Consider the following 15,749-nt stretch of genomic DNA (forward strand, 5'->3'; position numbering starts at 1 on the left):
AGAAAAAGAGGGTGCGAGCGAGCGTGCGTGCGGCTTTAGGCGAAGATGGCCGTTTGCGGTGCGTCGTTGCCGCGCGCGCGGCCGCGATACATGCCTTCGGAGTTGAAGGCCAGGCTCAGGTTGCCGTGGCGGTCGACGGCGATCAGCCCGCCGGAGCCGCCGATGGCCGGCAGCGACTGCTGCACCACCGCGTGCGTGGCGGCTTCGAGCGTCGCGCCGCCGTAGGCCATGCGCGCGCACACGTCGTAGGCCGCGGCGACGCGGATGAACATCTCGCCGCTGCCGGTGCACGACACGGCGGCCGTGCGGTCGTCGGCATAGGTGCCGGCGCCGATCAGGGGCGAATCGCCGATGCGGCCGACGCGCTTGTTGGTCATGCCGCCGGTGGATGTGGCCGCGGCCAGGTGGCCGTGCATGTCGAGCGCCACCGCGCCGACGGTGCCGAACTTCTTGTCCTCGTCGAGCGGGGACGAACCTGTCGCCGCCATCGTCGCGCCCTCGTGATCGGTCACGACACGGCCGGTGCCGCGCACGCGGTAGAGCTGTTGGCGACGAGCCTCGGTGGAGAAGAACGAAGGCTCGACCATCTCCAGCCCTCGTTCGCGCGCGAACACCTCGGCACCGGCACCGGCCAGCAGCACGTGGGCTCCGTCTTCCAGCACGGCGCGCGCGGCGCGCACCGGGCGGCGGATGTGGCAGACGCCGGCAACCGCGCCGGCGGCGAGCGTGGCGCCGTCCATCACGGCGGCATCGAGCTCATGGGTTTCGTCGTGCGTGAACACCGCGCCGTGGCCGGCGTTGAAGAGCGGGCAGTCTTCGAGCATCTCGACCGCGAGGCAGGCTGCGTCGAGCGCGGACGCGCCCTTGAGCAGCATCGCCTGCGCGGCGGCCACGATGCTCTTCAACGCGTCGTGATAGGCCTGCGCCTGTTCCGCGCTCGTCGTCGCGGCGCTGATGGTGCCGGCGCCGCCGTGGATGGCGATCACGGGCACGTGGGTCTGGGTCATCGGGAAGCTTTCTTCTTTCTCTTGCCGGCGCCGTTCGCGGCGGAGGCATCTGTCGTCTTGTCTTGCTGGCGGGCGCTCGTGTCGAGCCCGTTGATGCGGGGCAGCCCGTTGGCGCCGTGCAGCCATGGCCGCACGGCGTGCAGGATGCGGCCGGCCGACTGCACCGGGTCGGGCGCGCGCAGCGACACCGCGCTGGTCAGCGCCTCGATCAGCGCGAGCACGCTGGTCTCGCAGTTCGGGCGGTAGCTGGTTTCGGTCTGGCAGAAGAGCGCCACGTCGGCCAGCGGGGCCAGCGGCGAGCTGGGGCGGTCGGTGAGGGCGATCACCGAGCAGCCCTGGCTGCGCGCGATCTGCGCGAGCGCGATGGTGTCCGTGAGGTAGCGCGGAAAGGTGAGGCCGATGAACACGTCCTGCGGCCCCGCGTGCATCAGCGTGCGCGCGGCGTGCGTGACGCCGCTGACACCCGCAAGCAGGCGCACGTCGCTGCAGCTGCCGTCCAGCCCGTGCTGCAGCAGGCCCGCGAGCCATGCGCTCGCGCCGAAGCCGCCGATGTAGACCGAGCGCGCCTTGCCGATGCGCTCCACCGCGGCTTCGCAGGCGGCGTAGTCCAGCGTCTGGCGCGTGGCGTCGATGTTGCGGCGGCTCTCGTCGAGCGCGGTTGCGAACACCTCGGCCACCGTGGTCGGCCGCTCAAGGTTGCCGCGCAGGCGCTCCACCGGCGCCACCAGCGGCTCGAAGCCGCGCACGAGCTCGGCGCGGAAGGTCGCGTAGCCGTCGAAGTCCAGCGCGCGCGCGAAGCGGTTGGCCGTGGCGACCGACACGCCCACCACTGCCGCCAGCTCGTCGATGGGCAGCGTGGCGACCTGCAGCGGGTGCTCCAGCACGTAGTCGGCCACCTGCCGATGCGAACGCGACAGCCGCGGCAACGCCTGCGCGATGCGCTGGGCCACGGTGGTGCCTGGGGTGTCGAGAGTGGTGCTCATGGAGGGTGCGATGCGCCCGAAAGTGTGCGTTTTTTGAAAACCAGTTTACAAATATAAGTCAGATAAGAAAATTTTCTGTCATTTTTGATCATGATCGCAAGTAGCGGGCCAGCGCTGAAGGGGGATTGAGGAGGCGGAGAGGCGTGCTGTTTCCCTCGTGAAGGGCGCGCCCGAGCCGGTGATGGCCTGGCCTCTAGGTATTTCCCCTGATGTCGCTGATTTGCGCCTGCCGGGCGGCCGAGTTGTCAAAATCCTCGGCAAATGAGAGGGGCGCGATGAACGAGGGGAAGCTAGAGGATCGAGGTTCGACGTTGGGTGGACGGATCCTCAAGGTCGACCATGCGGGCGAGCAAGGTGCGGTCAACATCTACAGAGCCCAGATCTTCGTGGCGCGATGGACTGCGCCGTCACTGGTGCCGGAGTTGCGCGAGTTCAAGTCTCACGAGGAAAGACACCGGGCGCTGTTCTGGGCCGAGCTGCAGCGGCGGGGAGTGCGCCGTTGCCGCAGCTACTGGCTGTGCGGCATCGGCGGATGGGTGCTCGGTCTGCTCACCGGGCTGCTGGGCCGCCATGCCATTGCCGCGACCACCGTGGCTGTCGAGCGCGTGGTGCTGGGACACCTGAAGACGCAGTTGCGCGAGCTGTCGGGCAAGGACGAAGCTGCGGTTCACGTCATATCGCAGATCGTCGAGGAGGAGCAGTTGCACCACGATCAGTCGGCGTCGCATGTGCGTGCGGGCCATGTATGGACGAAGTTGCTGAGCCCGGTTGTTGCAGCTTCGACCGAGACGGTGATCTGGCTGGGGATGCGGCTTTGAATTCACTGCGGTGAGTTCCGCTTCCGGGCGATACACTGCGCCTCGCACGCCGAAATCTCGGCGTGTCTGGGATTGGCGTCCCGAAGCACCTCTGCGTTTTCAACGGAAGCCACTCATGGCTGCTTCTACTCGCTCGCGTACGCCATCCGCGTCAACCCGCTTCGATACTGCCGAAGCTTTCGCTCTTCAAGCCTGCGACGACACCGACAGTCTTCGCGAAGTGCTCTGCGCCTATGTATGCCTTGAAAAGCTCATTGCACCGCTCGAAGTGGGCGATACGGAGCAACTCAGTCCCACGCGCACCGAACTCGGCTCTTTGGTGCGTTTGGTCAATGAGGAGATGAGCCGTCGCATCGACGCCGCCGACAGCGCGACCCGTGCGATGCGTGCGGCGTTGGCAACGCCGGAGGCAGCCTGACCGCAAGGGCAGGCTGGAGGGAGCCTCTGTAGACTCCGCCTCCCGCACCAACCGTCAAGAGCACTCCATGGAGAAACGCGAACTGCATCGAGGCCGCCTGATAGACCACATCGGCCTGGTCGTTCGCGACCTGGCTGCGAGCAAGGCCTTCTATTCCGTCGTCCTCGAAGCGCTGGAGATCCCCATGGGCGGCTCGGGCGAGCGAGACTTCTGGGCGGACGAGTTGTTCGTCTCGACGCGCGACAGCGAGGAAGTGCAGGGCGAGCTCACCGGGCGCCATCACCTTGCATTCCAGGCGAGGGATCGGGCCATGGTGGATGCGTTCTACAAGGCTGCACTGGCGCATGGCGGGCGGGACAACGGCCCTCCGGGTGAGCGCTCATACCACCCCGGCTACTACGCGGCGTTCGTGCTGGACCCCGATGGCAACAACATCGAGGCCGTGTTCCACGGCGAGGCCGAGCGCAGCGCGGCTTCGGTGCGCATCAGGCGCTGACCGGATTCATCGCCGATGGAGGCGGCAGCCTCTCAGCCCGCGATTTCCTTTTGCATGAACACGCTCAGCGGATCGTCCGGGTACGTCCCGAACGGCCCTCGCCGGGCGTAGCCCGCGCGTGCATAGAACGACAGCGCTTCCGGCTGGCTCACGCCCGTTTCCAGCCTGAACATCGCGCAGCCACGCGCCATCGCTTCGCCTTCCAGGAAGCCCAGCACTTTCGCCGCGACGCCTTGTCCCCGGTTCTCGGGCCGCACGTACATGCGCTTGAGCTCGCCGAATTCCGGCTCCATCACGATGGCTCCGCAACCGACGGCCGCGCCTTCGCCGTCGCGGGCCACCGCGAACAGCACATTCGCGGCGGACAGCGCAGCGATGTCGATGCCATAGTGGCACTCGGGCGGATACAGCGGCTTCTGGTAGGCGTCGAGGTCGTCGATGAGCTGGATGACGTCGGGTTGGGCGGGGCTTTCGAGGGAGATTCGCATCGGGTGATGTTATCCAGCCGATGGGGCGGTTGATCGGGAGAGTAGGGCGAAAGAAAAACCCGCCGAAGCGGGTTGGAGGAGTGCAAGGGTCAGCGGCTGGTTCGCAATGTCTTCAGGCGCCGTTCCGCTTCACCCGGCGGAATTCTTCCTTCCGCCTCCAGTTTCTTGAGCCGTCGCTCGTCGGCTCGGTATAGCGCGCCCTTCAGGAACTTCATCTTGCGCTCCCTGCAAGGGTCGCATTCGTAGAAGCCCGCGGGACTCGCTGTAATTTTCATTCCGGCGTCGTACTCTGCGGTGGTGATTCGCCCGGTGGGCTCAATGCCCATGGCTAGGATTCTTCCGTTCTTGAACGTGACAAGAGCGCTTCCTTGGCACCCTGTGGTGTCCGTGTTTTCAGGGTCGTAGACTTTCCACGGCACCTTTCTCATGTGCCGCAAGGCATAGCGGACGTCTTCCTCCGTCAGTACGACGTCGTCGCAATCCAGGAAATCCTTGTCTTCCCAGGCCGTGCGGCGTGAAGGGTTCGTGACTTCCACTTTCTGCACATAAGCAATGGGATATCGCCTGTCGGCGGCCTCTGCCGGAAAGGTTGCCGCAAAAAGCAGCACCGCGGCGGTCATGCAGATGTTGATTTTTTTCATGGTGTCGGGACGTGCAGATTCCAGTTCGCACCCTGCGCCTCTGTTGGATTCTTCCTGCTGACCACTGGATGACGAAATACTTCACCTTCCGTCATTTGCAGCGAATCCTGCAGCACGCGGACAAGCCACGAGAGCGATTGATTTTGCGCTGCAGTCGGTGTGTCGAATATGCCGTGTCTGCCGCGCAGTTTCTCGATCGGCCACGTCGCTTCTTCAGGGATCGGCCTGAATCCCGCTGGCAGCCTTGCCCTGCCAACCATTTCGATCCCAACGGCCTCCATGTTGCCCGGATAGCGGTCGGGAGGCGCCTTGAGCATCTCGATGCGATGCATCGCCGTCGGCCCTACTTTCTCTGGGAAGTCACGCAGGGTGCACTTCGGTATCACAAGGCACCTCGCCTTCAACGGCCCCACATGGTTCGTCCGCTGATAAATCGCAGCCGTCTGATAGATCGTCCCATCCTTGTCGATGAGAAAGTGCGCCCCGTTCGCCTTGGGGTTCCTGTAGCTTTTCAATGAAGACGAAAGGGTGTCGGCATCCGTCTGGTGCACGACGATGCCGGTGATGGCCCCGACCCGTTTCCCTCGTTCGATCTGCGGACTGCGCGCATGCCTGACGCGCGCGTGACTGATCATTCCGTGTTTGTCGATTTCGACAAGCATGGGTTTTCCTCCCTGAAGAATTTATTGGTTGTCTGCTCTCTGAAGGGCTTGGTCCTGCGCGTCGCACTCGCCGCAAGACCACGACCTCGCGGCGCATGCTACGGAGCGAAAAAGAGAGTTCCGTGGCAGCTTTGTCACCCACTTGTTGCCCGTCTCGCAAAGCCCATCCGCCCACAAGGTTCAACGCTCCGTCCAACAATGGCCGCGCGGCTCGGCCGCTTCTTTTTTCTTTCCCGAATTCCTCAAGCACCAAGGAGTACCACTTTGGAATACCGTCATCTGGGCAAATCGGGCCTCAAGGTCCCCGTATTGAGTTTTGGCACCGGCACCTTCGGCGGCAAGGGCGAGTTCTTCAGCGCGTGGGGCAGTACCGACGTGGCCGAGGCGCGCAAGCTCATCGACATCTGCCTCGAGGCAGGCGTGAACATGTTCGACAGTGCAGACATCTATTCGTCCGGCGCGGCCGAGTCGGTGCTCGGCGAGGCGATCAAGGGCCGGCCGCGCGACGCTCTGCTGATCTCGACCAAGGCCACCTTCCGCAGCGGCGAGGGGCCGAACGACGTAGGCTCATCGCGCCATCACCTCGTGCAGGCCATCGACGGCGCGCTCAAGCGCCTGGGCACCGATTACATCGACCTGTTCCAGCTGCATGGCTTCGATGCGAGCACGCCGGTGGAGGAAACGCTGGGCACGCTCGACGATCTCGTGCGCGCGGGCAAGCTGCGCTACATCGGTGTGTCGAACTTCTCGGGCTGGCACCTGATGAAGTCGCTGGCCGTGTCCGAGCGCCACGGCCTCGCTCGCTACGTGGCGCACCAGGCCTACTACTCGCTGGTCGGCCGCGACTACGAATGGGAGCTGATGCCCCTGGCGCAGGACCAGGGCGTGGGCGCGGTGGTGTGGAGCCCGCTGGGGTGGGGCCGGCTCACGGGCAAGATCCGGCGCGGCCAGCCGCTGCCTGCCAACAGCCGACTGCACGCGACGGCCGACATGGGGCCGCCGGTGCCCGACGAGCTGCTGTACCGCGTGGTCGATGCGCTGGAAAAGGTCGGCGCCGAAGCCGGCAAGACGGTGCCGCAGGTCGCGCTCAACTGGCTGCTGCAGCGCCCGACGGTGTCGAGCGTGGTGATCGGCGCGCGGGACGAGGTCCAGTTGCGCCAGAACCTCGGCGCGGCGGGCTGGAACCTCACGCCCGCGCAGGTCGCCGAGCTCGATGCGGCCAGCGCGACGACGCGGGCCTATCCCTACTGGCACCAGCAGGGCTTTCTCGAGCGGAATCCCAACCCGGTCTAGGCCCGGTACCGGTCGGGCAGGGCGGACCGGCGGCTTCCTTCCCGCGCCGGTCCTTCATCCGTTCACGCCAGGCGGGAAACTGCGGACTCGGGCGCACCGGCCTTCACAGGAATATCCACCGCGGGCTTCGTGCCGACAGCGGAGCCGGCTTCCAGCGAGCACCAGGCTGCCTCGGGCTTGGCCGCTTCCGCCGAGCACCATGCAGCGGACGGCTTGCCCGCTTCGAGCGAACACCATGCCGCCGCGGGCTTGGCCGCTTCCGCCGAGCACCATGCGGCGGAAGGTTTGCCCGCCTCTAGCGAGCACCATGCCGCCGCAGGCTTGGCTGCTTCTGCCGAGCACCATGCGGCGGAAGGTTTGCCTGCCTCTAGCGAGCACCACGCCGCCGCAGGCTTGGCTGCCTCCAGCGAACACCATGCGGCTGCATCCCCGGCCGGCTCGCGGCGAGGCGTGGATGCCGACTCGCCGAATTCCTCTGCCGACAGGCGCTGCATTTCCTCGAACGCCGCCTGCAGCGCCTTGGCGTCGTCCTCGCCGCGCAGGCCGAGGTAGGGGAAGTGGTGCAGGAAGTAGCCGAAGGTAGCTTCGCAATCCGCCGCGTACTTGCGCGTATCGAGGATGTGCATGTGCCAGAAGCGGTCGACGTCCTGTTCGGGGGCGAGCGTCATCTCGGGGTGCCTGGCGTGCAGCATCAGGTAGCGCTTGTAGGCCACTTCCATCTTGTTCGCGTAGCCGGCCGACCAGCCGTAGCCGTCCTCCGTGCGGCAGGCCTTGAACTTGATCATCGTGAAGTCGAGCGCCTCGATGGCGGCGATCGTCTGCTCCAGTGTCTTGTGCTGGGTGGGGTGAGTCATGAATGCTCCTGTGAGGTGGTGGGTAGGTCCGGGCGAGCGTGCCCGGTGACGATTGCGCCGACGGTCGGGCCGTCAGGCCAGCACCGATGGAGCAAACTGGTTGCGTAGGTGACGCGCCATGAAATCGCGAGCCTCGTCCGCGGGAACGGGCTTGCACAGCCAGTAGCCCTGGGCCTCGTCGCATCCGTGGCTGCGCAGGTACTCGAGCTGGGCGAGGGTCTCGATGCCCTCGGCCACGACCTTCATCCGCAGCCCGTGGGAGAGGGTGATGATGCCGTCGATGAGCGCGCGCGCGTCCGCATCCTGCGAAAGGTCGTTGATGAACGAGCGGTCGATCTTGACCGTCGACAGCGGAAAGTGCTTCAGGTAGGAGAGCGAGGAATAGCCGGTGCCGAAATCGTCGATGGCGAGGCCCACGCCCATGTCCCGGATCGTGCGCAGCAGCTCTGCCGCATGCTCGGGGTTCGCCATCACCGCGCCTTCGGTGATCTCCAGCTCCAGCAGTGACGGCTCGAGACCCGACGATTCGAGCACGGCCTTGATGTCGGCGATGAGCGTGCGGCTCTCGAACTGGCGCGGCGACAGGTTGACGCTGGTCACCACCTCCGGCAGGCCGAACTTCTGCCATGCGAGCGCATCGGCGCAGGCCTGCTCCAGGGCCCACTTGCCCATGGAAAGGATCAGGCCGAGCTCCTCGGCGATCGGGATGAACTGGACCGGCGGGATCATGCCCAGGGCCGGGTGGTGCCAGCGCATCAGCGCCTCGACGCCGACGATGCGCTGGGTCTGCAGGTTCAGCTTCGGCTGGTAGTGCATTTCCAGCTCGCCGCGCTCCAGCGCATGGCGCAGCGCGCTCTCCAGCATCAGCTGCTCGGTGCTCTGCGCGTTCATCTTGGCCGCGTAGAAGCGGTAGGTGTTGCGGCCCTTCTTCTTGGCCCGGTACATCGCGGTGTCGGCGTTCTTCAGCAGCGTCTCGGCATCGCCTCCGTTCTCCGGATAGATGCTCACGCCGACGCTGGCGCTGACGTGCAGCTCGCGCGTGTTGATGAGGAAGGGCTCGGCGCAGGTGGCCAGTATCTTCTCGGCGAGCTCCGCGGCGTCGTTGGCGCTGCACAGGTTCTCCAGGAGCAGCACGAACTCGTCGCCCCCGAAGCGCGCCACGACTTCGCTGTCGCGCAGCAGGGCCGCCAGGCGTTCGCCGCAGATCCTGATCATCTCGTCGCCCGCGCCGTGGCCCAGCGTGTCGTTGATGTGCTTGAAGCGGTCCAGGTCGACGAACAGCACCGCGAACTGCTTCTGGCTGCGGTTGCTGCGCTTGATGGCGCGGTCGAGCTCGCTCTGCAGCGCCGAGCGGTTGAGCAGCCCGGTCAGTTCGTCGTGGCTGGCCATGAAGCGAAGGCTGCGCTCGGCCTGCTTGCGCTGCCTGTACTGGGCGATCTGCAACGCGATCACGCGCAGCGACTCGAGCGTCTCGGCGTCGGCGGCGTAGGGGGCCGATCCGAAGAGCTCCAGCGCCGTGGTCGCGTCGGTGGCGACCATCGGCACGATCAGGCCACGCTCAGGCCGGCTTCGCGGGCCATCGTGTCGCGGGCGAAATGGCCCGGCGCGGTCTGCGTGTCGATCCGCACGACGCTGCCGATTCCCAGGCGCGGCCCAGCGAGCCCTCGCCGGGCCGGTAGGCGATCGACTGGCTGGTCTCGACGAACTGCCGCACCGCCGGGTCGTTGTCGCCGTGCCATGCGACCGTGCAGTGGGCCAGGCCGTCGTCGCCGACGCTCCACAGCGCGCCGCAGTCCCAGCGCAGGTCGGTGCATATCGCCTCCAGCGCCAGCCCCATCACCGTCTCGGCCCTGCCGTCGCCGGCCAGCAGGCGGGCGATCTTGTATTCGAGCTTCTGGCGCAGCGCGTCCTTGCGCGGCCGCGTGGCGTCGCGCACCGTGCCGCGCACCACCGTCTTGCCGTCTTCCTCGGCCGATTGCGCGATGACGTGGAGCCAGCGTTCCGTGCCGTCGTGCAGGCACAGGCGGTGCTCGAACTCGTTGCGCTCCGAGGACTGCGAGGCCAGCGTGATCTGCCGATGCACCATGCCGCGCTCAGGCGCCGGAACGCGCGAGAGCAGCGCGGTCAGGTCGGGCTGGATGGGGTCGGAGTCGAAGCCCAGGATGCGCCGTGCTTCCTCGGAGCATTCGAGGGCGCCGGTCGCGGGGTCGAGGGTCCAGCTGCCCAGGCTGGCCATCTGCTGGGCGTCCTTCCACTGGCGCTCGCTGGCGCGCAGGTGGCTGGTCATCTCCAGGGCCAGCACCTGGGCCCGGCTGCGCGAGGTGGTCAACGAGAAGACGATGCCGGCCAGCAGCATGCTGGTGGCGAGTCCGCCGAAGACGATGAACCACGGAATGGTCTTGTCGAGCGGGCCGAAGACCTGGTTCTCGTCCTGGCCGACCTCCACGAGCCAGGAGTGGCCGCCCAGTTCGAAGCCCAGCATGCGCTGCAGGCTGTGCGCGGGCGCGACGGAGGACTTGGCCATGCCGGCGCTGTCGAACAGCAACTGCTGCTCGCTGAATGCGGTGGTCGGAACGAACCGGGTCTCGATGCGCGTGCCGATCGCGCCCTTGCCCGGCCCGGCATCGACCAGGCGAAGCCGCAGGCGCAGCGTCTTCGCGGCATCGGGGCTGACCATGTCGCGCAGCATTCCCGCGATGCTGAAGCCCGCGCCGACCGAACCGATGTAGGCGCTGCGCCGCTGCTCGAGCGTGTCGAGCGGCTGGCCCGGCTGGTAGACCGGCAGCCGCATCGCCAGCCCGATGTCGGACTCGCGGCCCGGAATGCGGACCTTGCGGCCGGAGGTGACCAGCCCGCCGGTGTCGCGCCCCTGCTCGAGCGCGTCGCCCCGGTCGGGCATCGCGCCCAGGTCATTGCCGATAAGCCTCTCGTTGCCGGCCTGCGGCTCGATGTAGACCAGCGGGTAGTAGATGTCCCGCTTGCCGGGCGGCTTGATGGCGAAGCCCGAGGCCACGCCGGAGTCGAGGCTGGCATCGCCGCGCACCTTTTCCTCGAAGGCGTGCCGGTCCTTGGCCGCGATGCTGGGCGCGTAGTTGACGGCCTGGAAGCCGGGGTAGGCGGTTTCCAGGTTAAGGCCGGCGACGTAGTCCCTGAAGTCGCTGCGCGTCACCCCCTCGGGGGTATTGAAGCGCGCACGCAGGCCGGTCAGCACGGCGATGTAGTCGTCGAAACGGGCTTCCACCTTGCGCGCCAGGTCGAAGGCGGTCGAGTCGAAGCGGGCTTGGGCGCTGCGCCCGATCTCCTGGTGGGCGGACACGGCGAGGGCGATCGACAGCACCGCACCGGCCATGAGAATGGCCAGCGGCAAGCGAATCCTGACCCAGACAGACAATGACATTGGACTTGATCCCGCCGCTGGCACAGGCCGGTAGCTCCGAGTGCGGCAGTGCTGCACGGCAGAGAACGCAGCAGTTGCTTCGTTGGCGCAATATATATGGCTGGCGCGAGGCCGTCACGCAAATTGTTACAAGGATTTCAGAGCGCGACGGGGGGCGAAAGGCTTCGAATCCGAATATTTAAGCATCAATCCGAGGGGAGGGTACCCTGCGCCCGGGGATGAAAGTGCGCCGGAACGGGGCAGTACCGGCACCGGGCCGCGAACCGCCGGAATGGCCGGTATAGACAGGACCGGCCGGCCGCTAGCCCGGCGTCAGCCCTAGCACCCAGCGCTTGAAATCCTCCAGCGCACCCGAGGCCGGCCGGCCTTCGGGGTAGGCGAAGTAATAGCCCTGGCGCACGTCCAGGTGCCGGTCAACCGGGATCACGAGTTCGCCGGTGCGCAGTTCGTGCTCGATCAGGATGCGCGGGGCCAGGCCAACGCCCATGCCGGCGGCCGTGGCCGCCACCACCATCGTGAACAGTTCGTAACGCGGCCCGCGCGAGGCGTGCACCGTGTATTCCCAGTCTTGCTGCGCGTACCAGTCGCGCCACGCATGGGCGCGCGTGCTCAGGTGCACGTGGCGGCAGCGCTCGAAGCCTGCTTCGTCCCAGGGGCCGTGAGCGTCGCGGAAGGCCGGGCTGCAGATGGGCACCATCTCGCCCTCGGAAAAGATCAGCCCGCCGCGCGTGTTCGGCCAGAACTGGTCGCCGAAGTAGATGGCCGCGTCGTAGGCGTTCTCCTGGAAGGAAAAAGGCTGCGAGCGCGCCGACAGGTTCACGGTGATGTTCGGATGCAGCCGGCTGAATTCCGGCAGGCGCGGTATCAGCCACTGCGTGGCGAAGGTCGGCACCACCGCCAGTTCCAGCACGAAGCCCATTTCATGGCCGGCGCTGATCTCCAGCGTGTCGCGGCGGATCTGGTCGAGGTGGCGGCGGATGCGTGCCGCGTATTCGCGGCCCACGTCGGTGAGCGTGAGCCGGCGCCGCACGCGCGAGAACAGCGGCACGCCGAGCCGTTGCTCGAGCATGGCCACCTGTCGGCCGACCGCGCTTTGCGTGAGCGCCAGTTCGCTCGCCGCACGGGTGAAGCTGCCCAGCCGCGCCGAGGCCTCGAACGCCTGCAGCGCGCCCAGGTTGGGAATGTCTTTTCTCATCGATTGCCGGAGGTTGTCCCTGTCGTTCTTCTTGCGGAAGCACCGGTCGTGCCCGGGGCGGTGTCCTTCCCGGGGTGCACAACGTTGTGCGTTTTTAGCGTTTGTTGCGCCTGCGCCCACGACTCTATTCTGCGTGCCGACCACTGCCAACGATTCGAGGAGACTTCCGATGATTGTTTCGCGCACCGCCCGCTTCGCAGCAACGGGCATCGCACTGGCTTGCGTCCTGGGCCTGCCCGCAGCCGCGTTAGCGCAGGCCGAGCAGACCGTCACCATCGGCCACGCCGGCCCGCTCACCGGGGGCGCCGCCCACTGGGGCAAGGACAACGACAACGGCGCGCGGCTCGCGGTGGAAGACCTGAACAGGCAGGGCCTCGTCATCGGCGGAAAGAAGATCAGGTTCGTGCTGCAGTCCGAGGACGACCAGGCCGACCCCAAGCAGGCCATGGTGGTCGCCAACAAGCTGGCCGACATGGGCGTGAAGGGCATCCTGGGCCACTTCAATTCGGGCGCGGCCATCCCGGCCTCCGCGGTCTACAGCCGCGCCGGCGTGCCCGACGTGTCGACCGCCACCAACCCGGCCTTCACGAAGCAGGGCTACGACAACGTCTTCCGCATCCTGGCCAGCGACGAGGACGTGGGCATGGCCATCGCCGGCTACACGGTGAAGGACCTGAAGGCGAAGAACATCGCGGTGATCGACGACCGCACCGCCTACGGCCAGGGCGCCGCCGAGGTGTTCGCACGCGGCGTGAAGGCGCTGGGCGGCAACATCGTCGCGCAGGAGTACGGCAGCGACAAGGCCACCGACTTCATGGCCATCCTCACCACCATCAAGAGCAAGCAGCCCGACGTCGTGTTCTACGGCGGCATGGACGCCCAGGGCGGGCTCATCGCGCGGCAGATGAAGCAACTGGGCATCACGGCCAAGTTGCTGGGCACCGACGGACTGTGCACCGACGAGGTCGCGAAGATCAGCGGCGGCGCGGTCGACGGGCTGCTGTACTGCACGCGCGGCGGCAAGGAGCTCGACAAGACGTCGAAGGGCGCCGAGTTCGAGCAGCGCTACAAGGCCCGCTACGGCACCGAGGTGCTGACCTACGCACCGTACCTGTACGACGCCATGATGGCGCTGGCCGCGGGCATGCGCGCGGCCAACTCGGTCGAGCCGCAGGCCTATTTGCCGGCAATGCGCAAGGTGAAGTTCGACGGCGTCACCGGCGCCATCAGCTTCGACGCCAAGGGCAACCTGCAGAAGCCCGACTTCACCGTCTTCACCTACAAGGACGGCAAGCGCGTGCGCGTGGCCGGCTCCTGAGGCGGCGGCCCCGCATGTGGACGCTGAGCGCGGAGGAAACCGCGGCCGCCTTGCCGTGGGGTGCGCTGGTCGAGGCGCTGCTGCAGATGTTCGAGCGCGAACGCCGAGGCGAAGCGCATGCCTCGCCGCGTACCTCGGTCGCGCTCGCGGCGGGCGGAGTCATGCTGCTGATGCCGGCCGCCGACCTGCGCTTTGCCGCGCTGAAGACGGTGACGGTGCATGCCGCCAATGCCGCGCGAGGCCTGCCGGTCGTGCAGTGCAACGTGACGCTGATGGACGCGACCACCGGCACGCGCCTGCTCGCGATGGACGGCAACGTGCTGACCGCGCGGCGCACGGCGGCGCTTTCGCTGGCTGGAGCGATCCGGGCAGGACGCACGGGCACGGCGCGCATGCTGCTGATCGGCGCGGGCGTGCAGGCTCGCGCGCATGCCGAAGCCTTTGCCCAGGTGTGGGGCATCCGGCGTCTGGAGATTCATGCACGGACGCAGGCCAATGCCGAAGAGCTGGCGCGGCGCATGCGCTTGTTGGACGTCGATGCCAGCGCGGTCGCGGATCTGGCCGTTGCGGCGAAGGAGGCCGACCTGATCGTCGCCGCAACCAGCTCGCAGGATCCCGTGGTCCCGCCGCAGGTGCGGCCGGACGCCACCGTGATCGCCGTCGGCGCGTACCGTGCCGACATGGCCGAGGTGCCGCCCGAACTGGTGCGCCGCAGCGCCGTGTTTGTGGATACGCTGGAGGGAGCGCGCGGCGAGGCGGGCGACCTGATCCGGGCGGGCATCGACTGGTCCGCCGTGCAGGCTTTCTGCAACGCGTCGCCGGCACGCGAAGGCCGGCCGGTGCTGGTCAAGACCGTGGGCCACGCACTGTGGGACCTGGCGGCGGCGCAACTGGCATACGCGAATCGACAGCAGTGGCAGCAATGACGAACAGCGAGAAGAAGGGCATTTCATGCGTCGTGTGGTGATCATCGGCGGCGGGGCCATCGGCTCCGCCATCGCCTACTTCCTGACCCGCAGCCCCGAGGGGGACCGCTTCGAGGTCACGGTGGTCGAGCGCGACTTCTCGTACAGGCAGGCCTCGTCGGCGCTGTCGGCGAGCTCGATCCGCCAGCAGTTCTCCACCGCCATCAACATCCGCATGTCGCTCTACGGCATCGACTTCTTCCGCAATCTCGGCGAGACGCTGCGCGTGGACGACGACGTGCCCGACATCGGCCTCGTCGAGCCGGGCTACCTGTATCTCGCCTCGCAGGCCGGCGTGGACGTGCTGCGCGAGAACCATGCGATGCAGAAGGCACACGCGGTGGACGTGGCGCTGCTGACGCCCGACGAACTGAAGGCGCGCTTTCCGTGGATCTCGACGGAAGGTATCGCACTCGCCTCCCTCGGCCTTTCTGGCGAGGGCTGGTACGACGGCTACAGCCTGCTGCAGGCCTTTCGCAGGAAGGCCGTCTCGCAGGGCGTGCACTACGTGCAGGCGCACGCCACCGGGCTGAGGCGCGACGGGCGCATGCTGACCGGCGTCCGGCTCGACAGCGGCGACACCCTGGACGCCGACGTGGTCGTCAACGCCGCGGGTGCATGGGCAGCGAAGGTGGCGCAGTGGGCCGGCATCGAACTGCCGGTGCGCGGCCGACGCCGCAGCGTGTTCAGCTTCTCATGCCCCGAGACGCTGCCGGGCTGCCCGTTGGTGATCGACACCTCCGGCATCTGGCTGCGGCCCGAAGGCCGGCAGTTCATCTGCGGCTTCGCGCCGCCGGAAGAGCAGGATCTAGACGACGCACCGCTGGAAGTCGAGTACGAGGCCTTCGACAGCTTCATCTGGCCCTCGCTGGCCGAGCGCGTGCCCGCCTTCGAAGCCATCCGCATGACCGGCGCCTGGGCCGGCTACTACGAGATGAACGTGTTCGACCACAACGCCATCCTCGGCCTGCACCCGGACTGCGACAACCTCTACTTCGCCAACGGCTTCTCGGGCCATGGCCTGCAGCAATGCCCGGCGGCGGGGCGCGGCGTGGCGGAGCTGATCCGCTTCGGCGAATACCGCAGCCTCGACCTCTCGCCGGTGTCGTTCGCGCGCATCCTCGAGAACAGGCCGCTGCTCGAGAAGAACGTGATCTAGGGCTGGAGCCCGTGGCGCCGCATTGGCTGGATTGCCAAGTCGGCCAGCGATCAGG

Annotated in this window: 16 protein-coding genes; 7 read left to right on the plus strand and 9 right to left on the minus strand. The window is 67.1% G+C overall.

Annotated features, from left to right (window positions below; genetic code table 11):
* Positions 1-35: 35 nt before the first annotated feature.
* Both ABL840_RS16650 and ABL840_RS16655 read right to left on the minus strand, forming a co-directional pair.
* A complete protein-coding gene (locus ABL840_RS16650; protein WP_093302688.1) occupies positions 36-1,007 on the minus strand; it encodes an isoaspartyl peptidase/L-asparaginase family protein in 972 nt (323 codons plus the stop codon).
* Positions 1,004-1,990, minus strand: a complete 987-nt coding sequence (locus ABL840_RS16655; RefSeq protein WP_093302691.1) for a MurR/RpiR family transcriptional regulator — start codon at positions 1,988-1,990, stop codon at positions 1,004-1,006. The genes ABL840_RS16650 and ABL840_RS16655 overlap by 4 nt, the downstream gene beginning before the upstream one ends.
* A 275-nt stretch (positions 1,991-2,265) precedes the next feature.
* On the opposite strand from ABL840_RS16655, the gene ABL840_RS16660 reads away from it, so the two are divergent.
* From ABL840_RS16660 to ABL840_RS16670, 3 genes are all read left to right on the plus strand, one after another.
* Positions 2,266-2,808: a demethoxyubiquinone hydroxylase family protein gene (locus tag ABL840_RS16660; protein ID WP_093302692.1), complete on the plus strand. Its 543-nt coding sequence runs from the start codon at positions 2,266-2,268 to the stop codon at positions 2,806-2,808.
* Positions 2,809-2,923: 115 nt separating this feature from the next.
* Complete coding sequence (locus ABL840_RS16665; protein WP_418116308.1) at positions 2,924-3,226, plus strand: hypothetical protein; 303 nt, start codon at positions 2,924-2,926, stop codon at positions 3,224-3,226.
* A gap of 67 nt (positions 3,227-3,293) precedes the next feature.
* Positions 3,294-3,722 (plus strand): VOC family protein, encoded by a 429-nt coding sequence (locus tag ABL840_RS16670; RefSeq protein WP_093302695.1) that lies wholly within the window; start codon positions 3,294-3,296, stop codon positions 3,720-3,722.
* 32 nt (positions 3,723-3,754) lie between these two features.
* Here the strand turns inward: ABL840_RS16670 and ABL840_RS16675 are convergent, their stop codons facing one another.
* The 3 genes from ABL840_RS16675 to ABL840_RS16685 all read right to left on the minus strand — a co-directional run bounded on the left by ABL840_RS16675 (position 3,755) and on the right by ABL840_RS16685 (position 5,513).
* A complete protein-coding gene (locus tag ABL840_RS16675; RefSeq protein ID WP_093302697.1) occupies positions 3,755-4,210 on the minus strand; it encodes a GNAT family N-acetyltransferase in 456 nt (151 codons plus the stop codon).
* 89 nt (positions 4,211-4,299) lie between these two features.
* Complete coding sequence (locus ABL840_RS16680; RefSeq protein WP_093302700.1) at positions 4,300-4,851, minus strand: hypothetical protein; 552 nt, start codon at positions 4,849-4,851, stop codon at positions 4,300-4,302.
* Positions 4,848-5,513: an N-acetylmuramoyl-L-alanine amidase gene (locus tag ABL840_RS16685; protein WP_093302702.1), complete on the minus strand. Its 666-nt coding sequence runs from the start codon at positions 5,511-5,513 to the stop codon at positions 4,848-4,850. Before ABL840_RS16685 ends, ABL840_RS16680 begins: the two co-directional genes overlap by 4 nt.
* Before the next feature lie 264 nt (positions 5,514-5,777).
* Between ABL840_RS16685 and ABL840_RS16690 the strand changes: the two genes are divergently transcribed.
* Positions 5,778-6,806: an aldo/keto reductase gene (locus tag ABL840_RS16690; RefSeq protein WP_093302705.1), complete on the plus strand. Its 1,029-nt coding sequence runs from the start codon at positions 5,778-5,780 to the stop codon at positions 6,804-6,806.
* 62 nt (positions 6,807-6,868) lie between these two features.
* Here the strand turns inward: ABL840_RS16690 and ABL840_RS16695 are convergent, their stop codons facing one another.
* The 4 genes from ABL840_RS16695 to ABL840_RS16710 form a co-directional block, all read right to left on the minus strand.
* Positions 6,869-7,660, minus strand: a complete 792-nt coding sequence (locus ABL840_RS16695; RefSeq protein ID WP_418116309.1) for a glycine-rich domain-containing protein — start codon at positions 7,658-7,660, stop codon at positions 6,869-6,871.
* 72 nt (positions 7,661-7,732) lie between these two features.
* Entirely contained in the window at positions 7,733-9,199 is a 1,467-nt protein-coding gene (locus tag ABL840_RS16700) for a putative bifunctional diguanylate cyclase/phosphodiesterase (RefSeq protein ID WP_418116310.1), read from the minus strand.
* A gap of 19 nt (positions 9,200-9,218) precedes the next feature.
* Positions 9,219-11,027, minus strand: a complete 1,809-nt coding sequence (locus ABL840_RS16705; protein WP_418116311.1) for a CHASE domain-containing protein — start codon at positions 11,025-11,027, stop codon at positions 9,219-9,221.
* A gap of 331 nt (positions 11,028-11,358) precedes the next feature.
* Entirely contained in the window at positions 11,359-12,252 is an 894-nt protein-coding gene (locus tag ABL840_RS16710) for a LysR substrate-binding domain-containing protein (protein ID WP_093302707.1), read from the minus strand.
* A 169-nt stretch (positions 12,253-12,421) separates the two neighbouring features.
* Here ABL840_RS16710 and ABL840_RS16715 point away from each other — a divergent pair, with 169 nt between their 5' ends.
* From ABL840_RS16715 to ABL840_RS16725, 3 genes are read left to right on the plus strand one after another with little or no spacing between them, the layout of a single operon-like run.
* The gene (locus tag ABL840_RS16715) at positions 12,422-13,570 is read left to right on the plus strand and encodes a branched-chain amino acid ABC transporter substrate-binding protein (protein ID WP_093302710.1); all 1,149 of its coding nucleotides are present in this window, start codon (positions 12,422-12,424) and stop codon (positions 13,568-13,570) included.
* A gap of 14 nt (positions 13,571-13,584) precedes the next feature.
* Positions 13,585-14,496 carry a delta(1)-pyrroline-2-carboxylate reductase family protein gene (locus ABL840_RS16720; RefSeq protein ID WP_093302712.1) on the plus strand — a complete coding sequence of 304 codons (912 nt, stop codon included), beginning with the start codon at positions 13,585-13,587 and terminating at the stop codon, positions 14,494-14,496.
* A 25-nt stretch (positions 14,497-14,521) separates the two neighbouring features.
* Positions 14,522-15,694: an NAD(P)/FAD-dependent oxidoreductase gene (locus ABL840_RS16725; protein ID WP_093302714.1), complete on the plus strand. Its 1,173-nt coding sequence runs from the start codon at positions 14,522-14,524 to the stop codon at positions 15,692-15,694.
* The last annotated feature ends 55 nt before the right edge of the window (positions 15,695-15,749 follow it).

It is taken from the genome of Variovorax sp. NFACC27 (genome assembly GCF_048301545.1).
GTDB classification, from domain to species: Bacteria; Pseudomonadota; Gammaproteobacteria; order Burkholderiales; family Burkholderiaceae_C; genus Variovorax; species Variovorax gossypii.

What these genes read in the sequence shown, in the direction of transcription:
- ABL840_RS16650 (WP_093302688.1), bottom strand. Translation starts at nt 1,007, where the DNA reads ATGACCCAGACCCACGTGCCCGTGATCGCCATCCACGGCGGCGCCGGC.
- ABL840_RS16655 (WP_093302691.1), bottom strand. Translation starts at nt 1,990, where the DNA reads ATGAGCACCACTCTCGACACCCCAGGCACCACCGTGGCCCAGCGCATC.
- ABL840_RS16660 (WP_093302692.1), top strand. Translation starts at nt 2,266, where the DNA reads ATGAACGAGGGGAAGCTAGAGGATCGAGGTTCGACGTTGGGTGGACGG.
- ABL840_RS16665 (WP_418116308.1), top strand. Translation starts at nt 2,924, where the DNA reads ATGGCTGCTTCTACTCGCTCGCGTACGCCATCCGCGTCAACCCGCTTC.
- ABL840_RS16670 (WP_093302695.1), top strand. Translation starts at nt 3,294, where the DNA reads ATGGAGAAACGCGAACTGCATCGAGGCCGCCTGATAGACCACATCGGC.
- ABL840_RS16675 (WP_093302697.1), bottom strand. Translation starts at nt 4,210, where the DNA reads ATGCGAATCTCCCTCGAAAGCCCCGCCCAACCCGACGTCATCCAGCTC.
- ABL840_RS16680 (WP_093302700.1), bottom strand. Translation starts at nt 4,851, where the DNA reads ATGAAAAAAATCAACATCTGCATGACCGCCGCGGTGCTGCTTTTTGCG.
- ABL840_RS16685 (WP_093302702.1), bottom strand. Translation starts at nt 5,513, where the DNA reads ATGCTTGTCGAAATCGACAAACACGGAATGATCAGTCACGCGCGCGTC.
- ABL840_RS16695 (WP_418116309.1), bottom strand. Translation starts at nt 7,660, where the DNA reads ATGACTCACCCCACCCAGCACAAGACACTGGAGCAGACGATCGCCGCC.
- ABL840_RS16700 (WP_418116310.1), bottom strand. Translation starts at nt 9,199, where the DNA reads ATGGTCGCCACCGACGCGACCACGGCGCTGGAGCTCTTCGGATCGGCC.
- ABL840_RS16710 (WP_093302707.1), bottom strand. Translation starts at nt 12,252, where the DNA reads ATGAGAAAAGACATTCCCAACCTGGGCGCGCTGCAGGCGTTCGAGGCC.
- ABL840_RS16715 (WP_093302710.1), top strand. Translation starts at nt 12,422, where the DNA reads ATGATTGTTTCGCGCACCGCCCGCTTCGCAGCAACGGGCATCGCACTG.
- ABL840_RS16720 (WP_093302712.1), top strand. Translation starts at nt 13,585, where the DNA reads ATGTGGACGCTGAGCGCGGAGGAAACCGCGGCCGCCTTGCCGTGGGGT.
- ABL840_RS16725 (WP_093302714.1), top strand. Translation starts at nt 14,522, where the DNA reads ATGCGTCGTGTGGTGATCATCGGCGGCGGGGCCATCGGCTCCGCCATC.